Source organism: Pseudomonas sp. Marseille-QA0892 (assembly GCF_054950135.1).
Genome location: NZ_CM143104.1, coordinates 2,385,298 through 2,405,837 on the forward strand (window position 1 = coordinate 2,385,298; position 20,540 = coordinate 2,405,837).

General features: G+C 61.4%; 17 protein-coding genes. 6 read left to right on the forward strand and 11 right to left on the reverse strand.

Annotation, left to right across the window (positions count from 1 at the left end; all coding sequences use genetic code 11):
- Positions 1-126: 126 nt before the first annotated feature.
- The 4 genes from fnr (at position 127) to ACY8D3_RS11060 (ending at position 4,342) form a co-directional block, all read left to right on the forward strand.
- On the forward strand, positions 127-861 hold the full coding sequence (gene fnr, locus ACY8D3_RS11045) for a fumarate/nitrate reduction transcriptional regulator Fnr (RefSeq protein ID WP_462378827.1): 735 nt from the start codon (positions 127-129) through the stop codon (positions 859-861).
- 78 nt (positions 862-939) lie between these two features.
- Positions 940-2,178: a DUF2254 domain-containing protein gene (locus ACY8D3_RS11050; RefSeq protein ID WP_462378828.1), complete on the forward strand. Its 1,239-nt coding sequence runs from the start codon at positions 940-942 to the stop codon at positions 2,176-2,178.
- Between the two features lie 153 nt (positions 2,179-2,331).
- Positions 2,332-3,405, forward strand: a complete 1,074-nt coding sequence (locus tag ACY8D3_RS11055; protein WP_462378829.1) for an HPP family protein — start codon at positions 2,332-2,334, stop codon at positions 3,403-3,405.
- A gap of 151 nt (positions 3,406-3,556) precedes the next feature.
- Positions 3,557-4,342, forward strand: a complete 786-nt coding sequence (locus ACY8D3_RS11060; RefSeq protein ID WP_462378830.1) for a FadR/GntR family transcriptional regulator — start codon at positions 3,557-3,559, stop codon at positions 4,340-4,342.
- A gap of 252 nt (positions 4,343-4,594) precedes the next feature.
- Here ACY8D3_RS11060 and ACY8D3_RS11065 read toward each other — a convergent pair whose 3' ends face one another.
- The 10 genes from ACY8D3_RS11065 to ACY8D3_RS11110 form a co-directional block, all read right to left on the reverse strand.
- Positions 4,595-5,317 carry an oligogalacturonate-specific porin KdgM family protein gene (locus tag ACY8D3_RS11065; RefSeq protein ID WP_462378831.1) on the reverse strand — a complete coding sequence of 241 codons (723 nt, stop codon included), beginning with the start codon at positions 5,315-5,317 and terminating at the stop codon, positions 4,595-4,597.
- A gap of 176 nt (positions 5,318-5,493) precedes the next feature.
- Positions 5,494-6,258, reverse strand: a complete 765-nt coding sequence (locus ACY8D3_RS11070; protein WP_462378832.1) for an ABC transporter ATP-binding protein — start codon at positions 6,256-6,258, stop codon at positions 5,494-5,496.
- Between the two features lie 11 nt (positions 6,259-6,269).
- Entirely contained in the window at positions 6,270-7,109 is an 840-nt protein-coding gene (locus ACY8D3_RS11075) for an ABC transporter ATP-binding protein (RefSeq protein ID WP_462378833.1), read from the reverse strand.
- Positions 7,110-7,118: 9 nt separating this feature from the next.
- Positions 7,119-8,033 carry an ABC transporter permease gene (locus ACY8D3_RS11080; protein WP_462378834.1) on the reverse strand — a complete coding sequence of 305 codons (915 nt, stop codon included), beginning with the start codon at positions 8,031-8,033 and terminating at the stop codon, positions 7,119-7,121.
- A 56-nt stretch (positions 8,034-8,089) separates the two neighbouring features.
- A complete protein-coding gene (locus ACY8D3_RS11085) occupies positions 8,090-9,700 on the reverse strand; it encodes an ABC transporter substrate-binding protein (RefSeq protein ID WP_462378835.1) in 1,611 nt (536 codons plus the stop codon).
- A 51-nt stretch (positions 9,701-9,751) separates the two neighbouring features.
- Entirely contained in the window at positions 9,752-10,723 is a 972-nt protein-coding gene (locus tag ACY8D3_RS11090) for an ABC transporter permease (RefSeq protein ID WP_462384349.1), read from the reverse strand.
- A 130-nt stretch (positions 10,724-10,853) separates the two neighbouring features.
- Entirely contained in the window at positions 10,854-12,467 is a 1,614-nt protein-coding gene (locus ACY8D3_RS11095; protein ID WP_462378836.1) for an ABC transporter substrate-binding protein, read from the reverse strand.
- 54 nt (positions 12,468-12,521) lie between these two features.
- A complete protein-coding gene (locus tag ACY8D3_RS11100; protein WP_462378837.1) occupies positions 12,522-13,676 on the reverse strand; it encodes a mandelate racemase family protein in 1,155 nt (384 codons plus the stop codon).
- Between the two features lie 686 nt (positions 13,677-14,362).
- The gene (gene oadA / locus ACY8D3_RS11105) at positions 14,363-16,174 is read right to left on the reverse strand and encodes a sodium-extruding oxaloacetate decarboxylase subunit alpha (RefSeq protein WP_462378838.1); all 1,812 of its coding nucleotides are present in this window, start codon (positions 16,172-16,174) and stop codon (positions 14,363-14,365) included.
- A gap of 10 nt (positions 16,175-16,184) precedes the next feature.
- Positions 16,185-17,600: an acetyl-CoA carboxylase biotin carboxylase subunit gene (locus ACY8D3_RS11110; RefSeq protein ID WP_462378839.1), complete on the reverse strand. Its 1,416-nt coding sequence runs from the start codon at positions 17,598-17,600 to the stop codon at positions 16,185-16,187.
- 218 nt (positions 17,601-17,818) lie between these two features.
- On the opposite strand from ACY8D3_RS11110, the gene ACY8D3_RS11115 reads away from it, so the two are divergent.
- A complete protein-coding gene (locus tag ACY8D3_RS11115; RefSeq protein ID WP_462378840.1) occupies positions 17,819-18,760 on the forward strand; it encodes a LysR family transcriptional regulator in 942 nt (313 codons plus the stop codon).
- A gap of 172 nt (positions 18,761-18,932) precedes the next feature.
- Positions 18,933-20,174, forward strand: coding sequence for an NAD(P)/FAD-dependent oxidoreductase (locus tag ACY8D3_RS11120; RefSeq protein WP_462378841.1), 1,242 nt, complete (start codon positions 18,933-18,935; stop codon positions 20,172-20,174).
- On the opposite strand, the gene ACY8D3_RS11125 is transcribed toward ACY8D3_RS11120, so the two are convergent.
- Entirely contained in the window at positions 20,175-20,492 is a 318-nt protein-coding gene (locus ACY8D3_RS11125) for a DUF3817 domain-containing protein (protein ID WP_462378842.1), read from the reverse strand.
- Between the last annotated feature and the right edge of the window lie 48 nt (positions 20,493-20,540).

Sequence of the window (20,540 nt, forward strand, 5' to 3'; positions counted from 1 at the left end):
TTCAAAGGGCGCCAAGGTCCACCGTTAACGGCTCGAAAGAGGCCGTGATGCCATAATGACCACACTGACAGAAGGCCTATGTCTGCGCTACTCTCTGTGACTTCGATCACCGATGGAACCCCCCGAATGTCCGATCCACTCAACGCCCGGTCCTCGCACCAGGCTCACTGCAAGGATTGCAGTCTCGCGCCGTTGTGCCTGCCACTTTCGCTCGATATGAAAGACATGGATGCCCTGGACGACATCGTGAAGCGGGGGCGCCCTCTTAAGAAAAACGAACTGCTGTTTCGCCAGGGCGATACCTTCGGCTCGGTCTTCGCCGTGCGCTCAGGCGCGCTGAAAACCTTTAGCGTCACCGATGCGGGCGAAGAGCAGATCACAGGCTTTCACCTGCCGAGCGAGCTCGTCGGGCTGTCAGGCATGGATGGCGAAAGCTATCCGGTGTCCGCGCAGGCGCTCGAAACCACGTCGATCTGCGAAATCCCGTTCGAGCGTCTCGACGAGTTGGCGCTTCAGTTGCCGCAGCTGCGCCGCCAACTGATGCGCGTAATGAGCCGCGAGATTCGCGACGACCAGCAGATGATGCTGCTGCTTTCCAAGAAGACCGCAGACGAGCGTATCGCGACCTTCCTGGTCAACCTGTCAGCGCGCTTCCAGGCGCGCGGCTTCTCAGCCAACCAATTCCGTCTCTCCATGTCCCGCAACGAGATAGGCAACTACCTCGGCCTCGCCGTCGAAACCGTCTCGCGTGTGTTCACCCGCTTCCAGCAGACAGGCCTGATCGCGGCGGAAGGCAAGGAAATCGAGATCATCGACCCGATCCAACTCTGCGCCCTCGCGGGCGGAGCCATGCAAGAGTAAGCACAACGCTCGCTCACACCGAAACTCTCTCCACCGGCACGGGGTCGATTGCAGGCCTCGGCTATGGAGCGGTTCGCGATGTTCACCCTGAAGGTCCTGCTGGCTCGATTGAAAGGCCAACTCTGGTTCAGGCCTACTCTATGGAGTCTGGTAGCGATCGCAGCCGCTTTGCTCGGTACGCTCGCCAACACCTATCTTCCTGAAGACAAGGTCCCCAACGTCGAGCAGGAAACCCTGCGTAACCTGCTCACCATCATCGCGTCCAGCATGCTGACGGTGACGACGTTCTCGCTATCGATTCTGGTCGGTGCGTTCTCTTCGGCCTCCAATGCGGCAACACCACGCGCTACTCGCCTCATGATGGAGGACGACAGCGCCCAGTCCGCTATCGCAAGTTTCGTCGCCGCGTTCATCTACGCCATCATCGCACTGCTCGCCCTTGGAATTGGCTATTACGGGCCATCGGGACGTTTCGTTCTGCTCGTGGGCACTGTGCTCATGACCAGCTGGGTCATCTTCGCACTGCTTCGCTGGCTGCAGACCCTTGCCTCGCTCGGCCGCATGGGCGACACGATCGGCCGCGTAGAGCGTGTCGCTGTACGTGCACTGCGGGCCCACCGTCAGCGCCCGTTCCTCGGGGCATCATGCGGGCCGGCCACCGTGCATGGGTGGCCCCTGCACGGTGCCAAGGTGGGTTATGTGAGCTATATCGACATCGAGGCGCTGGCCCAGCTCATGGAGAAGCGCGACAGCGTCTGCCACGTTCGCGTAAGACCTGGCAGCTGGGTTGACCCCAGCGTAACGCTGGCGGTGCTCGACAAGGAATCCTCGGACCGCGATCTTCGCAAAGGGCTGCTCGGTGCGTTTCATATCAGCGACGAGCGCTCGTTTGCACAGGACCCTCGCTTTGGCCTGCTCGTGCTGGGCGAAATTGCGCAACGAGCATTGTCACCGGCCGTCAACGACAGTGGTACCGCGATTGCCGTCCTCGCGGCACTGGCGCGAATATTCGTTCAAACGGCCAGCCTCGAGCCCAGACCGGCCGACTGCAAGCGCGTAACGCTGGTGCCTCTGGCCGAACAGGACCTGCTTGAAGACGGTTTCGGTGGGCTCGAACGAGATGGCGCCGAATCACTGGAGCTGAACATCCGCCTACAGAAGATGCTGGCGGCCGTCGCGGACAACGGCTCGGACGCAACCCGACAGGCCGCAGAACATATCGCGCAACGAGCCTATCGACGGGGAGTGAATGCGATGCCAAACGAAGACGACCGTGCCAGGCTGTCACTGGTGAGTCCAGGCAACTCCGGCCAGTAGATCCACCACCTTGCCCATGGCGCGTTGGCCATGCGGCATGCAATGCTTGTGGCCATCTCATTCGCAACATCTTGGTGCAATTGTTACACTTCTCCGCCCCAATAGAGTGCGAAGTACACCGTGACGCCCATTGCATCGTGGCTGAAACGCTTCTTGCCGCGGCCTCAAAACACGCCCTTCACTGAGCAGTTTCTCAGCTGCCTGGGTGCCTTCATCGGCCTGACCGTCACCGCCTGGATCTGTCGATTCGCCCTGGGTGATTCAAGTCCGTGGCTGATTGCCCCAATGGGTGCATCCGCCGTTCTGCTGTTCGCCGTCCCTTCCAGCCCGCTGGCTCAGCCGTGGTCGATAATAGGCGGCAACATGCTGTCCGCGCTTGTCGGTGTCGCATGCGCTCACTTCATTGAACAGACGTGGTTGGCCGCAGCCGTGGCAGGATCGGTCGCCATCGCTGCAATGTTCTTCTGCCGCTGCGTACACCCTCCAGGCGGTGCGGTCGCCATGACTGCCGTGCTTGGCGGCGAGCCCATCAGCCATCTGGGTTATCACTTCGCATTGGTGCCGGTCGGCTTGAGCTGCCTGTCGATCGTTCTCATCGCGCTGATGTTCAACGCGTTGCTCAAGCGTAGCTACCCTCTTCCCCTTCCCGTGCCCGTCCAGACGCGGACGAAGACAGCAGACCCACTGCCCCAGGAGCGAATCGGCATTCGTTCCGATGACGTTCGCGAAGCGCTATCGGCCCACCATCTCGAATTGAACATCGGGCAGGCGGATCTCGAGGCGATCCTCTACGAAACGGAAAAGCGCGCCTACCGTCGCCGGTTTGGCGGCATGCGTTGTGACGACATCATGTCCCGGGATCTGGTCTACGTGGCGCACGACGCCTCGGTCGAGGAGGCCCTGGTGGAGATGAGGGCCCACGGGCTGGACAGCCTTCCGGTGGTCGATGGCTATACACTCATCGGCGTATTGACCCTCAAGTCACTCCTGGCCTCTGGGCTCGAACCGACCTTCCCCATCGATGCGCACACCGCGCCCGTTTCTGCCGTACGGCCGGACACATTCATTGACGACCTGATCGGCCCACTCGCCGACGCACCGAACCATCGCCTGCCCGTTACGGATGAGCATGGTCGCTTGATCGGCATTGTCAGTCAGACTGATCTTGTCGCGGCGCTCTTCCGTGCATCCCTCGAAGCACCTGCTGCGCCTGCGGATCGCGCCTGACCGACCCGCGGGCTCACGTCTTGTAACCATTCATGCCATCCGCCCGCACCGCGGGCTGGTTGCGCGATCATGCCGGGTCGCTGAACTGTTACCATAAGCGTCCATTCCATTCGGCGAAGCCGAGAGGGCCGGACACGGACGGCACGACTACATGACAATAAGCGAACCGACGCCCCGAACCGACTACCTGTGGACACCGGCACCCCCCAGGCAGCGCAACCGACTCGCCGAGAGTCTCGTCGAAAAGCTCACCAATCTGATGCGCGACGGCGTGCTCAAGCGCGGCGAAAAGCTCCCCGCCGAGCAGGACATCATGCGGGCCGAAGGCGTAAGCCGTACGGTAGTACGCGATGCCCTCTCCCGCCTTCAGGTCGCCGGCCTCGTCGAAACACGCCCTGGCGTCGGCACCTTCGTCTGCGATATGCCAGCCGCGACGCCCATGTCGCTCGGGCCAGCCACCATCGAGACGCCCGACGACATCATGGAACTGCTGGAACTGCGCATGAGCCTGGAAGTGGCCTCCGTAGGCCTCGCGGCGCAGCGCCATACGCCAGATTCACTGGCAGAAATTCGCAAGGCGCTGGACGCCCTCCAGCAGGAAGCGGCCCAGGCGACGGCCGCGGGCATCCCGATCGGTTCGGATTTTCAGTTTCACCTCAAGATTGCCAAGGCCGCGCAGAACGCCTATCTGTTCGACGTCATGAAGCACCTGGGCTCCAAGCTCATCCCAAGAAGCGGCGCGACATCGGCATTCACCGCACATTCGGACACTCAGGCCTATAAGGACAACCTGGTGAACGAGCACGAGATGATCTATCAGTGCATCGCCAACCGGGACGTGGACTCGGCTCGCGCCGCGATGTTGCTGCACCTGATCAACAGCCGTCAGCGGCTCATCAAGGCCCGGGCGGCAAACGGCAGCGGCATCAAGGGCTGATCCGGCGCCGGCCCCCCGTCAGGCTACGCGCCTAGCGTAATACCGGATCAGGCAACAGCCTGTGATGGCGCATATCCGGTCGAGCGGATTCCCGGTGCCGCCTGCGCTGCCCGCCGACGCGCTCTCAAAGGCCGCAGGGCATGCCTGCCGATCACGCAGAAAGGCGGCACACTCACCTCTCGATGAGCGATAGCCGCCCTGTACTGTCTTCGATGATGACGATACCCGCGTCAGCGGGCCTGCCGCCCTGCTCTAGAACTGATACTGGACCCCGGCGCGCAAACGAAGCTGACGATCGTCAGAGGTAGAGGTCACCTTGATATCGCCGACTTCGATGAAGGGGCGCCAGTTCTTGTTGATACGGTAGCGCGTGATCAGGTTCTGCTCGTAGTCGGACTTCTTATTGTCATAGCGGATGTAGTCCGTATCGAAGTAGGAGAACTGGTACTCGATCGTCCACGGACCTTCCGGCGTGAAACCGAGCCAGGCATCGAAACGATGGATGTTGTGGTTGTCCTTACCGCGGTCGGCAACGGTACGATCGATCTTGTCGCGGTCGAGACGCTCGTGCTGGTAACGGTAGCGACCTGCCACGTAGAAGAGCTCGTTCAGCTTGTGCTGGTACTTCAGGTTCCATTTGTACGAGGTCTTGTTCTCATCACTTTCGATGTTGAACGCGGGCGTCAGCACCCCGTTCGGAGCGATCCGGTGTTGGTAGCTCACGATGAATTCGTGGCCATTACTGACGGTGTTGTCGAAGGCCTTGTCCTTGCGATCCCCCGCGACCTTGTATTTGAGCTCCCCTTCGAACCCCAGCCCGTTGTCCATCCTGTAATTCAGTTTTAGACGATCCGAGTGCATGCGGCTGTCGGTGTTGTACGAATGCCGGAAGTCAATCGACGCGGTATCGGCGAAGGCAGCGCCCGAGATGGCAAGAGCGAGTGAAGCGATCGAAACGCGTGTGCTGTTTTTCATGATGTCGGTCTTCTTGTTGTTGTGGACCCAAGTCCGTTTTTTGGGCCGAGCGAGGCCGCAGAGGCCTTTCCCCCGGTTCTTTTCCAGAAGCAGCGTTTTCTAGGGCCGGCCGAACCCGCCAAGGCCGCCAGGCGGCCTTGTTAGCTCAAACCGGGTGAAGCGTCGCGCGCAGGGTGCTAGGTCACCTGCATATGCGCGGGGTCTCGGCTCGACGCGACCAACATCCGGGTGTAGTCGTGCGAAGCGCGATCCTGCGCCAGTGCCGGGCTCTCCAGGGTTTCGAGAATGCGCCCGTGCTGCATCACCGCGAGGCGATCGCAGAGGTGGCTGACAACACCCAGATCGTGGGTAACCATCAGGTAGGTCAGCCCTTCCTGCTCGCGAAGGTCGGCGAGCAGGTTAAGAATTTCGGCCTGGACGGATACGTCCAGCGCCGACGTGGGTTCGTCCAGCAGAAGCACGCGCGGCTCAAGAATGAGGGCGCGGGCAATGGCGACGCGTTGTCGCTGGCCACCGGAGAGCTGGTGCGGATAGCGGGCACGAAACGCATCGCCGAGCCCCACCTTCTGCAGGATGGTGCTGACTCGTCGGGAGCGATCACCGATACCGTGGATGCTCAATGGCTCCTGCAGCGCCGACTCGATGGTATGGCGGGGATGCAGCGAGCCGTACGGATCCTGGAACACCATCTGCACCTTGCGGTAGTGAGCAAGGTCCAGCTTGCCGCTGATGGGCTTGCCGTCCATGCGTATGCGTCCGGTCCAGTGCCGGTACTGCCCGGCGAGGCAACGCAGCACGGTGGTCTTGCCGGAGCCTGACTCGCCCACTAGGCCGAAGGATTCGCCGGCCTTCACCGACAGATTCACGTCATGCAGCACCTGGTTGGCTTCGGCACCAGAGCCGAACACGAGGTTCAGGGATTCCACTTCGATCATGGCCATGGTCGTCTTCCTCACACATTCAGCCATTGGGGATCGCGCTGCAGGCTCGGCAGGCGATGACGCGGTTTATCGAGTGAAGGCAGCGCATCCAGCAGGCCGCGTGTATAGGGGTGCTGAGCGTTGTCCAGATCGGCTGCGGCAATGGATTCCACGACCCTTCCCGCATACATCACCAGAACGCGGTCGCAGAAGCTGCGCACCATGTTGAGGTCATGGCTGATGAGGATGAGCCCCATGTCACGGCCCTCGACCAGTTCATCGAGCACGCTCAGAACCTGGCGCCGCACGGACACATCCAGCGCGGAAGTAGGCTCGTCCGCGATGATGATCTGCGGATTGGTGATGACCATCATCGCGATCATGATGCGCTGGGCCATACCACCAGAGACTTCGTGTGGATACAGCTTGTACACCCGCTTGGGATCACGGATGTGGACCTTGTCGAGCATGTCGAGCACACGTTCCTGCGCTTCGGCGCGGCTGGCACGCTGATGGGCGAGAAAGGCCTCGGCGATCTGGTCGCCAACGCGTACGACCGGATTCAGTGAGTACTTCGGGTCCTGCATGATCATGGAGATACGCTTGCCGCGAATCGCCTGGATCTGCTTCTCGCTGGCCCGTAGCAGATCGACATCGCCCAGGCTCATGGTCTTCGCAGTGATGCGTGCGCTGGCGGGATGCAGGCGCAACAGACTCCGCCCCACGGTTGACTTGCCGGAACCGGACTCCCCCACGATGGCGAGCTTTTCACGGCCGAGCGTGAAGGATACGTTGCGGACGGCATCGACCTCCTTGCGCCCACTGGTGAAGCGTACGCAGAGGTCCTGAACGTCGAGTTTGATCGCAGACATGGTGCCTCCTTAGTGGCTACGCGGGTCGAGGACGTCGCGCAGACCGTCCCCCAACAGGTTGAAGGCCAGGCTCACGAGCATGATGGTTGCGCCCGGCACGGCGACGAGCCACCAGCACTCGAGCATGTACCGGCGGCCGGTCGAGATCATGGCGCCCCACTCCGGCAGTGGTGCCTGGGCGCCAAGGCCCAGGAAGCCCAGCGCTGCAGCGGTGAGGATGATGCTGGCCATGTTCATGGTCAGGCGAATGATCACCGAGGACAGGCACATCGGCACGATATGGCGGAGGATGATCCGCGACGAAGAGGCACCCTGCAGCTCGACGGCGACGACGAAGTCGGCTTTGCGCAACGAGAGCGTTTCGGCCCGGGCCAGGCGCGCGATGGGTGGCCAGGACGTCAGCGCGATCGCGATGACCGCATGTTCCAGCCCAGGGCCAAGCGCAGCGACGAACGCCAGCGCCAGCACCAGGCTTGGGAACGAGATGAAGATATCCGTGATACGCATGAAGAACGCATCCACGATTCCGCCGAAGTAGCCCGATACCGTACCGACCAGGAGGCCGATGGGCCCTACGATCACGGTCACCAGGCCGATAATGTAGAGCGTGATACGTGAGCCGTACACCAGCCGGCTGAAGACGTCACGCCCGTACTCGTCGGTGCCGAACCAATGGGCGGCGCTCGGCGCCTGAAGCGCGTTGCTCAGGTTCTGCGCGATCGGGTCATGCGTGGCGATCCACGGCGCGAAGATCGCTACCAGCACGAGCAGCGCCACCACGGCCGAACCCATCAGCGTCATGGGGTTGCGCAGCAAGTGGTAGAACACGCGCACCGAACTCTGGCGCAGTGCCTGGAGGGCGGTGACCGGTGCCTGCTCGTCCATCGGCTTGGCTGATGAGGTCGAAGATATATTGCCAATCATGGTTTGCCTCCGAGATCTGTTCGATCGGTCCGGGGCGCGTTACCGCGCCCTGCGCGTCAACGCTGTTTGTACACACCGAGGTAACGCGTCGCCTCGGCATCCGCGCCCTCGAATCCCTTGACGTCTGCTGCGCTAACGACCGGATCGGTCATCTGGGAGATCACCATGATCGGCCCGGCCAGCGCCTCGTAGCGCTCCTGGACCTGATGGAACATGGCGAGCTTGGCCTCTTCGTCCCGCTCCACACCGAGTTTGTCCATCAGCGTATTGATCTCCTCGTCCTGAAAAGAGGCGCGCCAGCCCTGGAAGTTGGCAATGCCGGCGTCGTCACGGTTGTCCGGGTTGTAGGCGAAGGTGCGCAGGCTGAAATAGGGATGCGGATAGCGCTCCGCACCACGAGCCACGATGATCTCGAAGTTTCGGGCACGCATTGCACCGTAGACCTGGTTACCCGTACCGGTGACGATGTTTGCCTGGATGCCGCCTTGTGCCAGCGTCGATTGCAGGCTTGCCGCAATGTTCACGAACGGCGGCTCTGCCAGTGTCCGGATCGTGGTCTTGAGGCCTTTTTCGTAACCGGCCTCGGCTAACAGTGCCTTGGCCGCCTCGACATCCATCGTGTAGCCCGGGTCGGGCAGCCTGGCTTCCAGGCCCAGCTGCATTGGGCGCTGGTTAAGCGTGCCGTAGTACGGCATGACGACCTTGTCCAAGCCCTGGTAATCGATGAGCGAGCGGACGGCCTTGCGTACGCGGATATCATCGAACGGTGCCTGCTTCATGCTCAGCGCAACGTAGTACATCGTGCCGCGTGGGAGGGTCTGGATCTGAAGGTTGCCCTTGGCGGCGAGTGCCTGTACGTCGGATGCGGCCATGCCATAGCCCATGTCGAGGTCGCCGCGCTCGAGCATCAGCCGGAGGGACTGGGACTCGGTGATATGGCGAATCACCACGCGCTTGAGCTTGCTCGGGTCGGCCCAGTAGTCCTGAAACGCGGTCATGACGAGGGCATCGTTCGCGCGCCAGGTGGTAAGGGTGAACGGGCCGGTGCCCGCTTCATTGGTGACCAGCCACGCCGCGCCGAGGTCGCCATTCTTTTCATGTTTGAGCACGGTTTTGCGATCCAGCACCAAGGCGCTGGGAGACGTGGCGAACGTGTCCAGCACCAGTAGCGGATCGGTCGGCTGCGGAATTTCAACGACCAGCGTCGAGTCGTCCTCGGCGCGGATCAGCTTCTGGATGTTATCGACCGTATAGCCGTAGGCCTTCCAGGCGGTCGAGAGCCCATAGTTGAGCTTCATGACGCGATACAGCGACCACGCCACATCTTCTGCCGTCATCGTGTTGCCGGAATGAAAGCGCACCCCCTGTCGCAGGTGGAACGTCAACGTACGGCCGTCTTCGCTGATCTCCCAACGTTCTGCCAACTGTGGCACGTGGTCGTCCGGGCTGCCGTCCTTGCGCAAGACCAGGGTGTCGTACAGGTTGGCGTTGATCCCAGAGGCATCCAGCCCCGGCGCATTGGCGGGGTCGAGCGAGAACAGATTGTCCATCCTCATGCCAACGATGAGCTGGTCATTCGGCGTCTTGGCCTGGGCCGGGATGGCGGAAACCGTGCAGAGCAGCGCACCGAACATGGCGCCGAGCAGTGAGGAGCGAAACGTCTTCATGCGAATGTCCCTGTTGTAATTATTGAAGGGCTGCAAGTGGTATGTGAGAGGTCAGCGAGTGCGCGGGTCGAACACCTTGTACAGCGCGTCGCTGAGCAGGTTCAGGCCGACGAAGATGAAGCCGATCACCAGGACGCACCCCATCACGGCATTCATGTCGCCCAGCAACAGGCTGCTGGTCAGGTACTGGCCGAAGCCGGGCCAGGCGAACACCGTCTCGATCAACACGGCACCCTCGAGCAGCGAGCCATACGCCAGCGCAACGACGGTGAGCAGCTGTACGAGGATGTTGCGGAACGCATGGCCCCAGATCACCTTCCGCCGCGACAGGCCTTTTACCCTGGCGGTGATGATGTACTCCTGTGAGAGCTGTTCGAGCATGAAGCTTCGGGTCATCCGGCTGATGTAGGCGACTGAGTTGAGGCCGAGGATGAGCGCAGGCAGCAGGATGTGCTTGAGGGCGCTGGCGAAGGCATCCCAGTCGCCATCGAGGGCGGTGTCGATGAGCAGCAGGCCGGTGACCGAAGGCACGAGCCCGTCGTAGGCCAGGTCGATGCGCCCGGCGCCACCTGCCCAGCCAAGCCATGCGTAGAACACCAGCAGGCCCATCATCCCAAGCCAGAAGATGGGCGTGGAATAGCCGAACAGACTGATGACACGTGCCAGATGATCGCCTACCCGGCCCTGGTTCGCCGCGGCGAACACACCCAGCGGCAAGCCGATCACGACGCCGAAGATGATCGCCAGCGTGGCCAGCTCGATAGTCGCTGGAAAGACACGCGCAATGTCCTGGATGACGGGATGACCCGTCAGCAGTGCATTGCCGAAGTCACCGTGCGCCAGGTCCTGCAGGTAGATCCAGAATTGAACCAGTAATGGGCGGTCAAGCCCCATCGCGTGGTAGACCTGATCGTACGTGGAGCTGTCCGCATCGGGGCCGACGACGGCCAGGACCGGATCGAGCGGCATGACGCGTCCGATGAAGAAGGTCAGTGCGAGCAGACCCAGCAGGGTCATGAGCATCGCGCCAAAGCGGCGAGATGTGCCGCCTAGTCTCGTACCGAAAAAAGACGCAGTGGAAGCAAACATTTTTGAGACTCCCGATTGATCGCGACTTACGCGTGCAGCCTGGCGGCGCTCGCCGCCGAGCTGGTCAACGCTCCTTGTGCACGTCGTTGTAGCGCGTGGTCGCCGCGCTATGCCCGACGTAGCCGATGACGTCCTGGTAGATCGCCACGGTGTCGGTCATCTGTGAGATCGGCATGATCGCGCCGACTTCCTCGTCGTAGACGTTCTGGATGGTGTGATACATCTCCAGCTGCGTCTTCGGATCGGCTTCGACAACGGCCTTTTCAATCAGCGTGTTCAGCTTCGGGCTATAGAACGAGGTGCGCCATCCCTGGAAATTGGTGAGCTTGGCTTCGTCGCGGTTGTCCGGGTTGTAGACCAGGTTGCGCAGGCTCGAATGGGGATGACGTTCGGCGCCACTGCCGCCCCGCCCGACGATGATGTCGAAGGTCCGCTCCCGCATGGCGCCATACACCTGCGTACCGGTTCCAGTCACAATGCGGGCCTGGATGCCAGCCTGCGCCAGCGTCGATTGCAGGCTGGACGCGATATTGATGAAAGGCGGCTCGGCTAGCACCCGGATCGTCGTCTGAAAGCCGTCCGGGTAACCGGCATCGGCCAGCAGCTTCTTCGCTTCTTCAACGTTGAGTTGATAGCCCGGATCATCCAGCCGCGCTGGCAGGCCGAGCGGCATCGGCCGCTGGTTGAGGATGCCGTAGTGCGGCATGACTACATTATTGATGCCCTGGTAATCGATCAGTGAGCGAACCGCTTTTCGTACGCGGCCGTCTGCGAACATCGGCTGCTTGGTACTCAAGGCCACGTAGTAAAGCGTGCCGCGCTGCACCGTCTGGGTCTTCACCGATTCCGAATTGCTCACCGCCGCAATATCTGGCGCCGACATGCCGCGCGCAATATCCAGGTCGCCCCGCTCGATCATCAGCCGCAGCGATTGTGATTCGGTCATGTTGCGCATCACGACGCGCTTGAGCTTGGCAGGGCCATCCCAGTAATCCTCGAAACGTGTCATGAGGATCACGTCGTTGGCGCGCCAGGTGTTGAACTTGAAGGGACCACTGCCGGCCGCGTTGGTCGTCAGCCAGGCGGCGCCCAGGTCGCCATTTTTCTCATGCTTGAGCACTTCTTTCCGGTCGAGAATGAAAGCGCTGGGAGACGTGGCGAGCGTATTGAGTACCAGCACCGGGTCGGTCGGTTGAGGCAGTTCGACGACGACAGTGTGCTCGTCGGTCGCTCGTATCTGCTGCTCAATCTTGTCCGCCGTGAAGCCGTAGGCTTTCCAGCTGGAAGCGAGTGCCAGGTTGAGCTTGAGCACGCGCTGCAGCGACCAGGTAACGTCTTCAGCCGTGAGCATGTTTCCGGAGTGAAATTTCACCCCCTTGCGAAGATGAAAGGTCAGGGTCCTGTGGTCGTCACTGATGTCCCAGCGCTCGGCGAGACCCGGTACGAGGGTGTCCGGGTCGGAGGCATCCTGCATCAGCAGCATGTCGTACAGGTTGGCGTTCACCTCGGACACATCGAGGCCTGTAGCGGCCGCCGGGTCGAGCGACAACAGGTTGATCATGCTCATCCCGACGATGAGCTGATCCGCTGGGGTCTTGGCCTGTACCGCCGAAGCGGCGCCTAGCGTCAGAGTGGCAGCCAGAAGGCTCGCCACCAGGCGCGGGAGTGGTTTGATCATGAGATGGCCTTCTTATATTTATTTGCGACTCTCAACGTAGCGCAGCGGCGCGCGTCAGTACTTCTGTACGGTATTCGCCTCGATGTAGTCGAAGTTGATGTCTTCACCCAGGCCCGGCCGCTGTGGCAAATGGACGTACCCATCGCGGTCCATGGGGTCGACGATGCTGTTGAGATAAGCCGGTACGTCGTCATACTCAAGGAACGGGTGCAGCAGGCCTCGCTCGTACCAGTCGCAGTTCATGATCGCACCGACAACGGCCAGGTTTGGCGCACCGTTTCCGTGGATCTCGCAGTTCATGCCGAACGACTCGGCCAAGTGGGCGACCTTCATGCACGGGCCAATGCCGCCAACGCCAGCTACCCCGGCCCGCAGTATGTCGCAAGCCTTGTTGGTGACCCAGGAGGCACGGCTGAGATGCTTGCCACCCAGCGACTCCGGGCCCAGGACCGGAATGTCCAGATTTGCAGCGAGCCAGGCGTAGGACTCGGTGGATTCTTCCATCATCGGTTCTTCGAACCAGGCGAAATTGAGCTTCTCAAGCTCCCGGCCGATGTAGAGCGCATCGGTCCGGCTGTACCAGTGGTAACCATCGAGCATAAGCGCGATATCCGGGCCGACTGCCTCGCGTACCGCGGCGCACGCACGGACATCCATGCGCGCGTCCGGTGCGAACGAGATGGGCGGCATCCACGTATGTAACTTGATCGCCTTATAGCCACGCTGTACCAGCTTTTCTGCAAACTGGCCGTACTCTTCGGGTGTCGACAGCCCATCCGGCATGTCGTCCCCGCACATGGTGGAGCCATAGGCGAGCACCTTGTCCCGGTAGCCGCCGAGCAGCTTGTAGACGGGCTGCTTGAACTGCCGCCCCAACCAGTCCCAGAGCCCCTGCTCGACCAGCGCCAGCGCTCGGTCGGTGAGCTGCTGCGCGCTGCCCCGCTGCCAGTGCGCGAGATCCTGCCAGATCTTTTCACGATCCATGGCGTTCTGCCCAATCAGCACTTTGCGAACGAAGCTGTCCATGACGTGAGGCCGTATCAACTCGGGCGCGCCGAAGGCATACCCCTCCCCGCCATCTTCGGTGCGAATCAGCAGCATGGCCATGCGTGCAGGGGTCTCGTCGCCCGGGTGGGCGTGCCCCGCGCTATCGACTGCGCGGCGCGTGGGATAGGAAAAGACGCGTACGTCTACCTGGGTGATCTTCATAGAGGCGTGCCTGATCTTGTCGTTGTAGGTATGGCGTCGCTGTATGTTGTCGTACAGCAATTGAGGCAAATATGTGACACGAATGGGTACCTGTCAACATTGTTTTTGACATTTTTTGAGCGGCTACTGAGAGGTATCAAGCGGCAGGTAATTCAGGATTTGCCTTCTAAAACAGACACTTATCCAAAAACAGACCCGCTAATGGTAGTTGATTAGTCTTTTAGTCTGATAGTCGATTACGTTTGTTGAGCGGTAAGCGAGTACGGCGAGTTGCCTTTGGCAGATAGGCGCTATGGCATCATGTTGTCGTACCGCAGGCGCGTTATCGGCACTAGCAGCGCGACCGCAAAACGGAACGTGTCACTTACGGCTACCCGCAGCCCGACTGATCGCAGCCCGACTGAACGCAGCCCGACTGATCGCAGCCCGAAGACCCCGCGCTGCGCTTGCGATCCGTCAGGTGCTCGGACCTATAGGCCGGAGCCGCTCGGGTCTGCCAGGCCGCAGTCGTAGCCACCAAAGCCATTGGCGTTGGCTCCAGGAGATGTCGGACGGGTTTACCGCGGCGCAGGGCAAGCTCAGCCGGCCGTGGCGGCAGCACGGGCAAACGCGCGCAAAAAAAGCGCGGTCATCGGACCGCGCCTAAAGGGGACATCTTTATCCGGCGCCAGGTGCGCCGGCCGGCGTTAACCCTCGATTTCGACCAATACCTCGCCAGGGTTCACCCGATCGCCCTTTGCAACATGGATCGTCTTCACCGTTCCAGCGATGGGGGCCTGAATCTCGGTTTCCATCTTCATCGCCTCGGTGATGAGCACGGCCTGGCCAGCCTTGACCGTATCGCCCTCCTTGACCAACACATCCACGATGTTGCCCGGCATGCTCGTGCTGACATCGCCAGGTGCCGCAGCCTGCTTGCGCTTGCCGCTGGCCCCTTCCCCGCCGACATATTCGTTGAGCGATTCGAAAACGACTTCTTCTGGCATGCCGTCGATGGTCAGGTAAATCTGGCGTTTTCCACTGCCTCGCACACCCACTCCGGTGATATCGACGCGGTAGCTTTCGCCATGCACGTCGATGACGAACTCGGTTGGGACACCCTCGGTCGCCGCCGGCGCCGCACCGGGTTCCGGGATGGGCAGCAGAACTTCCGGCTCCAGCGTTCCGGCTGCACGCTGCTCGAGAAACTTGCGGCCGATATCTGGAAACATCGCGAAGGTCAGAACGTCCTCTTCGGATTTGGCCAGGTCGCCAATATCGGAACGCAGCCGATCCAGCTCTGGCTTGAGCAGGTCCGCCGGTCGCACCTCGATGACTTCTTCGCTGCCAATGGCCTGCTTGCGCAGCAGCTCGCAGATCTGGCCCGGTGCCTTGCCGTACCGCCCTTGCAGGTAAAGCTTCACCTCGTTGGTGATGGTCTTGTAGCGCTCACCAGCCAGCACGTTATAAACCGCCTGCGTACCGACAATTTGCGAAGTCGGCGTGACCAAGGGCGGGTAGCCGAGGTCCTTGCGGACCTTTGGAATCTCATCGAATACTTCATTGATGCGATTCAGCGCGCCCTGCTCTTTCAACTGGTTGGCGAGGTTGGAGATCATCCCACCCGGCACCTGATTTACCTGCACGCGTGTATCGACGCCCGTGAAATCGCTTTCGAACTGGTGATACTTCTTGCGCACCGCATGGAAGTACATGCCGATTTCCTGGAGCAGCTCCAGGTCCAGACCGGTGTCGTATTCGGTGCCGCGCAAGGCGGCAACCATGGATTCCGTGCCCGGATGGCTCGTCCCCCAGGCCATGCTGGAGATTGCGGTATCGATGTGATCGGCGCCGTTCTCAATTGCCTTGAGCTGACACATGCTGGCCACGCCAGCGGTGTCATGCGAGTGAATGAACACAGGGAGCGACAGCTCCGCTTTGAGTGCCTTGACGAGATCGCCTGTCGCGAAAGGCGTCAGCAGGCCCGCCATGTCCTTGATAGCGATGGAATCGACGCCGAGGCCGGCCATGGTCTTGGCCTGCGCCACGAAGGCGTCCACGGTATGGACGGGGCTCGTCGTGTAGCACAGGGTGCCTTGGGCATGCTTGCCGGTCTTCTTGACGGCCTTGATCGCCGTCTCGAGGTTACGCACGTCGTTCATGGCGTCGAAGATGCGGAACACGTCCATGCCGTTATCAGCGGCGCGAGCCACGAAAGCCTCGACAACGTCGTCGCTGTAGTGGCGATACCCCAGCAAATTCTGACCGCGCAGCAGCATCTGCAGCCGTGTATTCGGAAGGGCCTCGCGCAAGGCGCGCAGGCGCTCCCATGGGTCTTCCTTAAGGAAACGGACGCAGGCGTCGAAGGTCGCGCCGCCCCAAACCTCCAGCGACCAATACCCGACGCGATCGAGTTTCTCGCAGATGGGCAGCATGTCTTCCAGGCGCATGCGAGTCGCCAGCAGCGACTGATGGGCATCGCGCAGGATGGTGTCGGTTACGTGGATTTTCTTGCTCATTGTTCTTTCCTCACAGACCGGAGTGCGCGGCGATGGCCGTGGCGATGGCAATGGCCAGGTGCGACGGATTGCGCTTGATCGAGTAGTTCTGCAGTTCCGGGTGGTTTTCCACGAAGCTGGTATTGAAGCGCCCGCTACGGAATTCCGGGTTACGAAGAATCTCCTGGTAATACGGCGCCGTGGTGCGCACGCCTTGAACGCGCATGTCGTCCAGTGCCCGCAGGCCTCGGTCCAGCGCTTCTTCCCAGGTCAGCGCCCAGACGATGAGCTTCAGGCACATCGAGTCGTAGAACGGCGGAATGGTATAGCCGGTGTAGATGGCCGTATCGGTACGCACCCCCGGCCCACCGGGCGCGTAGTAGCGCGTGATCTTGCCGAAGGATGGGAGGAAGTTGTTCTTGGGATCCTCTGCGTTGATCCGGAACTGCAGGGCGAAACCGCGGTGCTGCACATCTTCCTGCTGGAATGACAGCGGCAACCCTGAAGCAATGCGGATCTGCTCACGGACGATGTCGATACCCGTGATTTCTTCGGTGATGGTGTGCTCCACCTGCACCCGGGTGTTCATCTCCATGAAGTACACCTCGCCCTCGGCGAGCAGAAATTCCACGGTCCCGGCATTCTCGTAGCCCACGGCTTGCGCTGCACGAACGGCCAGATCGCCGATGTAGGCGCGCTGCTCCGGCGTCAGCTGCGGGCTGGGTGCAATCTCGATGAGCTTCTGGTTGCGGCGCTGGATCGAGCAGTCCCGCTCGAACAGATGCACGGTATTGCCATGGCTGTCCGCGAGAATCTGCGCCTCGATGTGCTTGGGATTGACAATGCACTTCTCGAGAAACACTTCGGCCGAGCCAAATGCCTTGGTGGCCTCGGAGATCACCCGCGGATAGGCGTGGGCCAGTTCTTCACGGGAATTGCAGCGTCGAATACCACGCCCACCGCCACCCGACGTGGCCTTGAGCATGACCGGATAGCCGATCCGGTCACCTTCACGTAGCGCTTCATCGAGGTCCGCTACATTGCCTTCGGTGCCGGGGGTGCACGGTACCCCTGCCGCGATCATGCTGCGGCGCGCCTCGGTCTTGTCCCCCATCCGGCGAATGACCTCGGCGCTGGGACCAATGAAGCGAATGCCGCGCTGCGCACAGATCTCGGCGAGTTCAGCGTTTTCCGAAAGGAACCCATAGCCGGGATGCAAGGCATCGCAGCCGGTTTCGACAGCCAGGTTCACGAGCTTGCGGGGGTTGAGATAACCCGCCAACGGGTCCTCTCCAATGTTATGCGCTTCGTCCGCACGCTTGACGTGCAACGCCATGCGATCCGCTTCCGAATAGATCGCGACCGAGCGAATGCCCATTTCGGCACACGCGCGCACGATCCTGACAGCAATCTCGCCACGGTTGGCGATCAGGATTTTCTTGATCACGGTCTATCGCCCTCGATCATGGTTTACCTGCCTTGTTCTTATTGAAGGCCATGAGGAGCCGCCATGCTCAACGAAGCGCCCTAGGGCGTTAGCTGCACTTCTGTAGCGGCCTGTGAACCACACTACGCGCGTGGAAGGATTAACCAAAATGAATAATTATTGGGATAGGCATAAGTTTTTGCTTATGGTCACGTCCAATAACGATAAAGGTGTCTCCTGTGCGCAAGACATTGCTACGAATGACGCTCCGCCAACTGCAGGTGTTCCGGGCTGTTTGCGACAGCTTGTCCTACAGCCGAGCGGCGGAAGAGATGGCTTTGACACAGCCGGCCGTAAGCCTGCAGATCAAGCAGCTCGAAGAGCTGGTCGGCCAGCCACTGTTCGATTACATCGGCAAGAAGCTGTACCTGACCGAAGCGGCAGAAGCGCTTCGGCAGGCGAGCCAGGACATCTTTGGCCGCCTGGAAAGCCTGGACATGCAGCTGTCCGATTTGCGGGGATCACTTCAGGGCCAGCTGAGTCTGGCGATCGAATCAAGCGCCAAGTATTTCGTCCCACACCTGTTCGCGGCCTTCCGGGAGAGCCATCCGGACGTCAGTCTTCGCCTGACCGTTGTGAACCATGCCCAGGCCATCCGGCGGCTTAGCGGCGACCGCGATGACCTGCTGATCATGTCGCAGCTGCCGAACGAAGTGCCGCTCGACTTCCTCCCCTTCCTCGAAAACCCGATCATCGCTGTGGCTGCACCGACCCATGCGCTTGCCCAACGCGCGGCGTTGACGCTGCAGGATCTCACCGCCTGGCCGCTACTGGTGCGCGAACCTGGCTCGGGCACCCGGCGTGCCTGCGAGGCGTACTGCCATGAGAAACGCGCGCACTTTGCGCAGACCATGGAAATCGGTTCAGCCGAATCTCAACGTGAAGCGGTCATCGCCGGCCTCGGCCTCGCGCTGCTGCCCCGTCACGCGGTGCGGCGAGAACTGGATGCAGGCATCCTCGTCGAATTACCCGTAGCCGAATTACCGCTCATGAGGAGTTGGTGCGTCGCGCACCCCCGCGGAAAATACCTCTCGCCGGTGGCCCAGGCTTTCTATGGCTTCATACGTGGGCACCGCAGTGCAATCATCCAAATGGCGGATCGGTTCTCCCCAAATGGTTAGCCATAGCCCATATGCTTCGTCGCCGTTCCACGCGTTCAAAACGTAGAAGCCTGGCGCTGCTGCGCCCAGATCAGGAACGCCCAGCTACCCCTGGCTGTCCCCTGAAGGGCGGCGCGGCACTCGCGCACCTTCGTCTACACTCAGAGCAGCGAACAAGGAAGGGTCGAGTCACATGCCTTCTGAAGTCATCGTACTGGGCGCCGGGATGATCGGCGTATGCACTGCATTGCAACTGGTGAAGCGAGGCAACAGTGTGACGCTCGTTGACCGGCGCCCGCCGGGCCAGGAAACGTCCTACGGCAATGCGGGCATCATTCAGCGTGAGGCAGTCGAGCCCTACCCGTTTCCGCGCGATTTCGGTCTGCTGCTCAGGGCGATGCGAAAAGGCGGCATTGACGTGAACTACCATCTCGACGCCCTGCCGCGGATTGCGCCCAAGCTACTGCGCTACTGGTGGCATTCCTCACCACCGCGGTACCGGGAAATTGCGCTGGCATGGAGCCGGCTCATCGCCCATTCCATCAGCGAGCATGCGCCCTTCATTCAGGAATCCGGTGCGACACCGCTGGTCCGCAAGGGAGGCTGGCGATTGGGCTTCCGAACGCCACTTGCGTTCGAACTCGCACGGCGTGAGGCCGAACGTGAGAGCCTGGAATACGGGATCACTCACACCGTCATGGACGGCAAAGCCCTTGCCGCAGCCGAACCGAGCCTCAAGCGACCTATGGCAGGTGCCATTCATTGGCTCGAACCCTGGACCGTGAGAAGTCCGGGCGCGCTGGTGGAGCATTATGCCGCCTTACTGGAGCGGCTAGGCGGTCGCTTTCAGCAAGGCAATGCGGACACGCTTCGTCAACAAGGCGCGGGCTGGGCGGTGAAAACCGACAGTGGCGACGTGACGGCTGAGCACGCCGTGATTGCGCTCGGACCCTGGTCGGCGGACGCCACCGATGCGCTCGGGTATCAGCTTCCGCTGTTCGTAAAGCGCGGCTACCACCGCCATTACCGGACCGACCAGACGCTCACGATGCCACTACTGGATGCGGAAAACGGAGTGATGCTTGCGCCAATGGATTCGGGATTACGGCTGACGACGGGGGCCGAGTTCGCCGCACTGGGCGCGCCATCGACTCCGCTGCAATTGAAGAAAGCCGAGCGCGCCGTGGGTGAGCTGGTCGACCTGGGCCAACCCGTCGAACAAAAACCGTGGCTGGGCGCGCGCCCATGCGTCGTCGACATGAAGCCCGTTATCGGTGCCGCCCCCAAACATCGCGGCTTGTGGTTTCACTTCGGCCACGCCCATCAGGGGTTTACTCTCGGGCCGGCCAGCGGACGGTTGTTGGCCGAGTTGCTGAGCGGTGAGCCCCCTTACATCGACCCTACGCCCTATTCACCGACACGGTTTCGGCTGTAGTCAGCGCTCGATGCGTCCCAGGGCTCGGAGCGACAGCACAAACCCGAAAGGGATGAAGGCGCACACGAAGAAACCCACCAGCCGGCTCATTGGCCAACGCCCTTGCCGCGCCGCGGAGGCAAGCTGCCACAGGTAGAACAGGAAGGCGACGCCGTGTACCGGCCCCATCGCCGATACCACGCCAGGCATGCCGGCCAAGTGCTTGAGCGGTACGGCGATGAACAACAGGATCAGAAGGGTCATCCCTTCGAGCCAGGCGGCAGTGCGCAGGCGACCATAGGTCTGCTGGCGGGCATCGGCTGAAGTGAAATCAGGCATGAGGTCATCCACGGCAGGGGAAACAGGGCGACGACGCGTCGTCAGTGA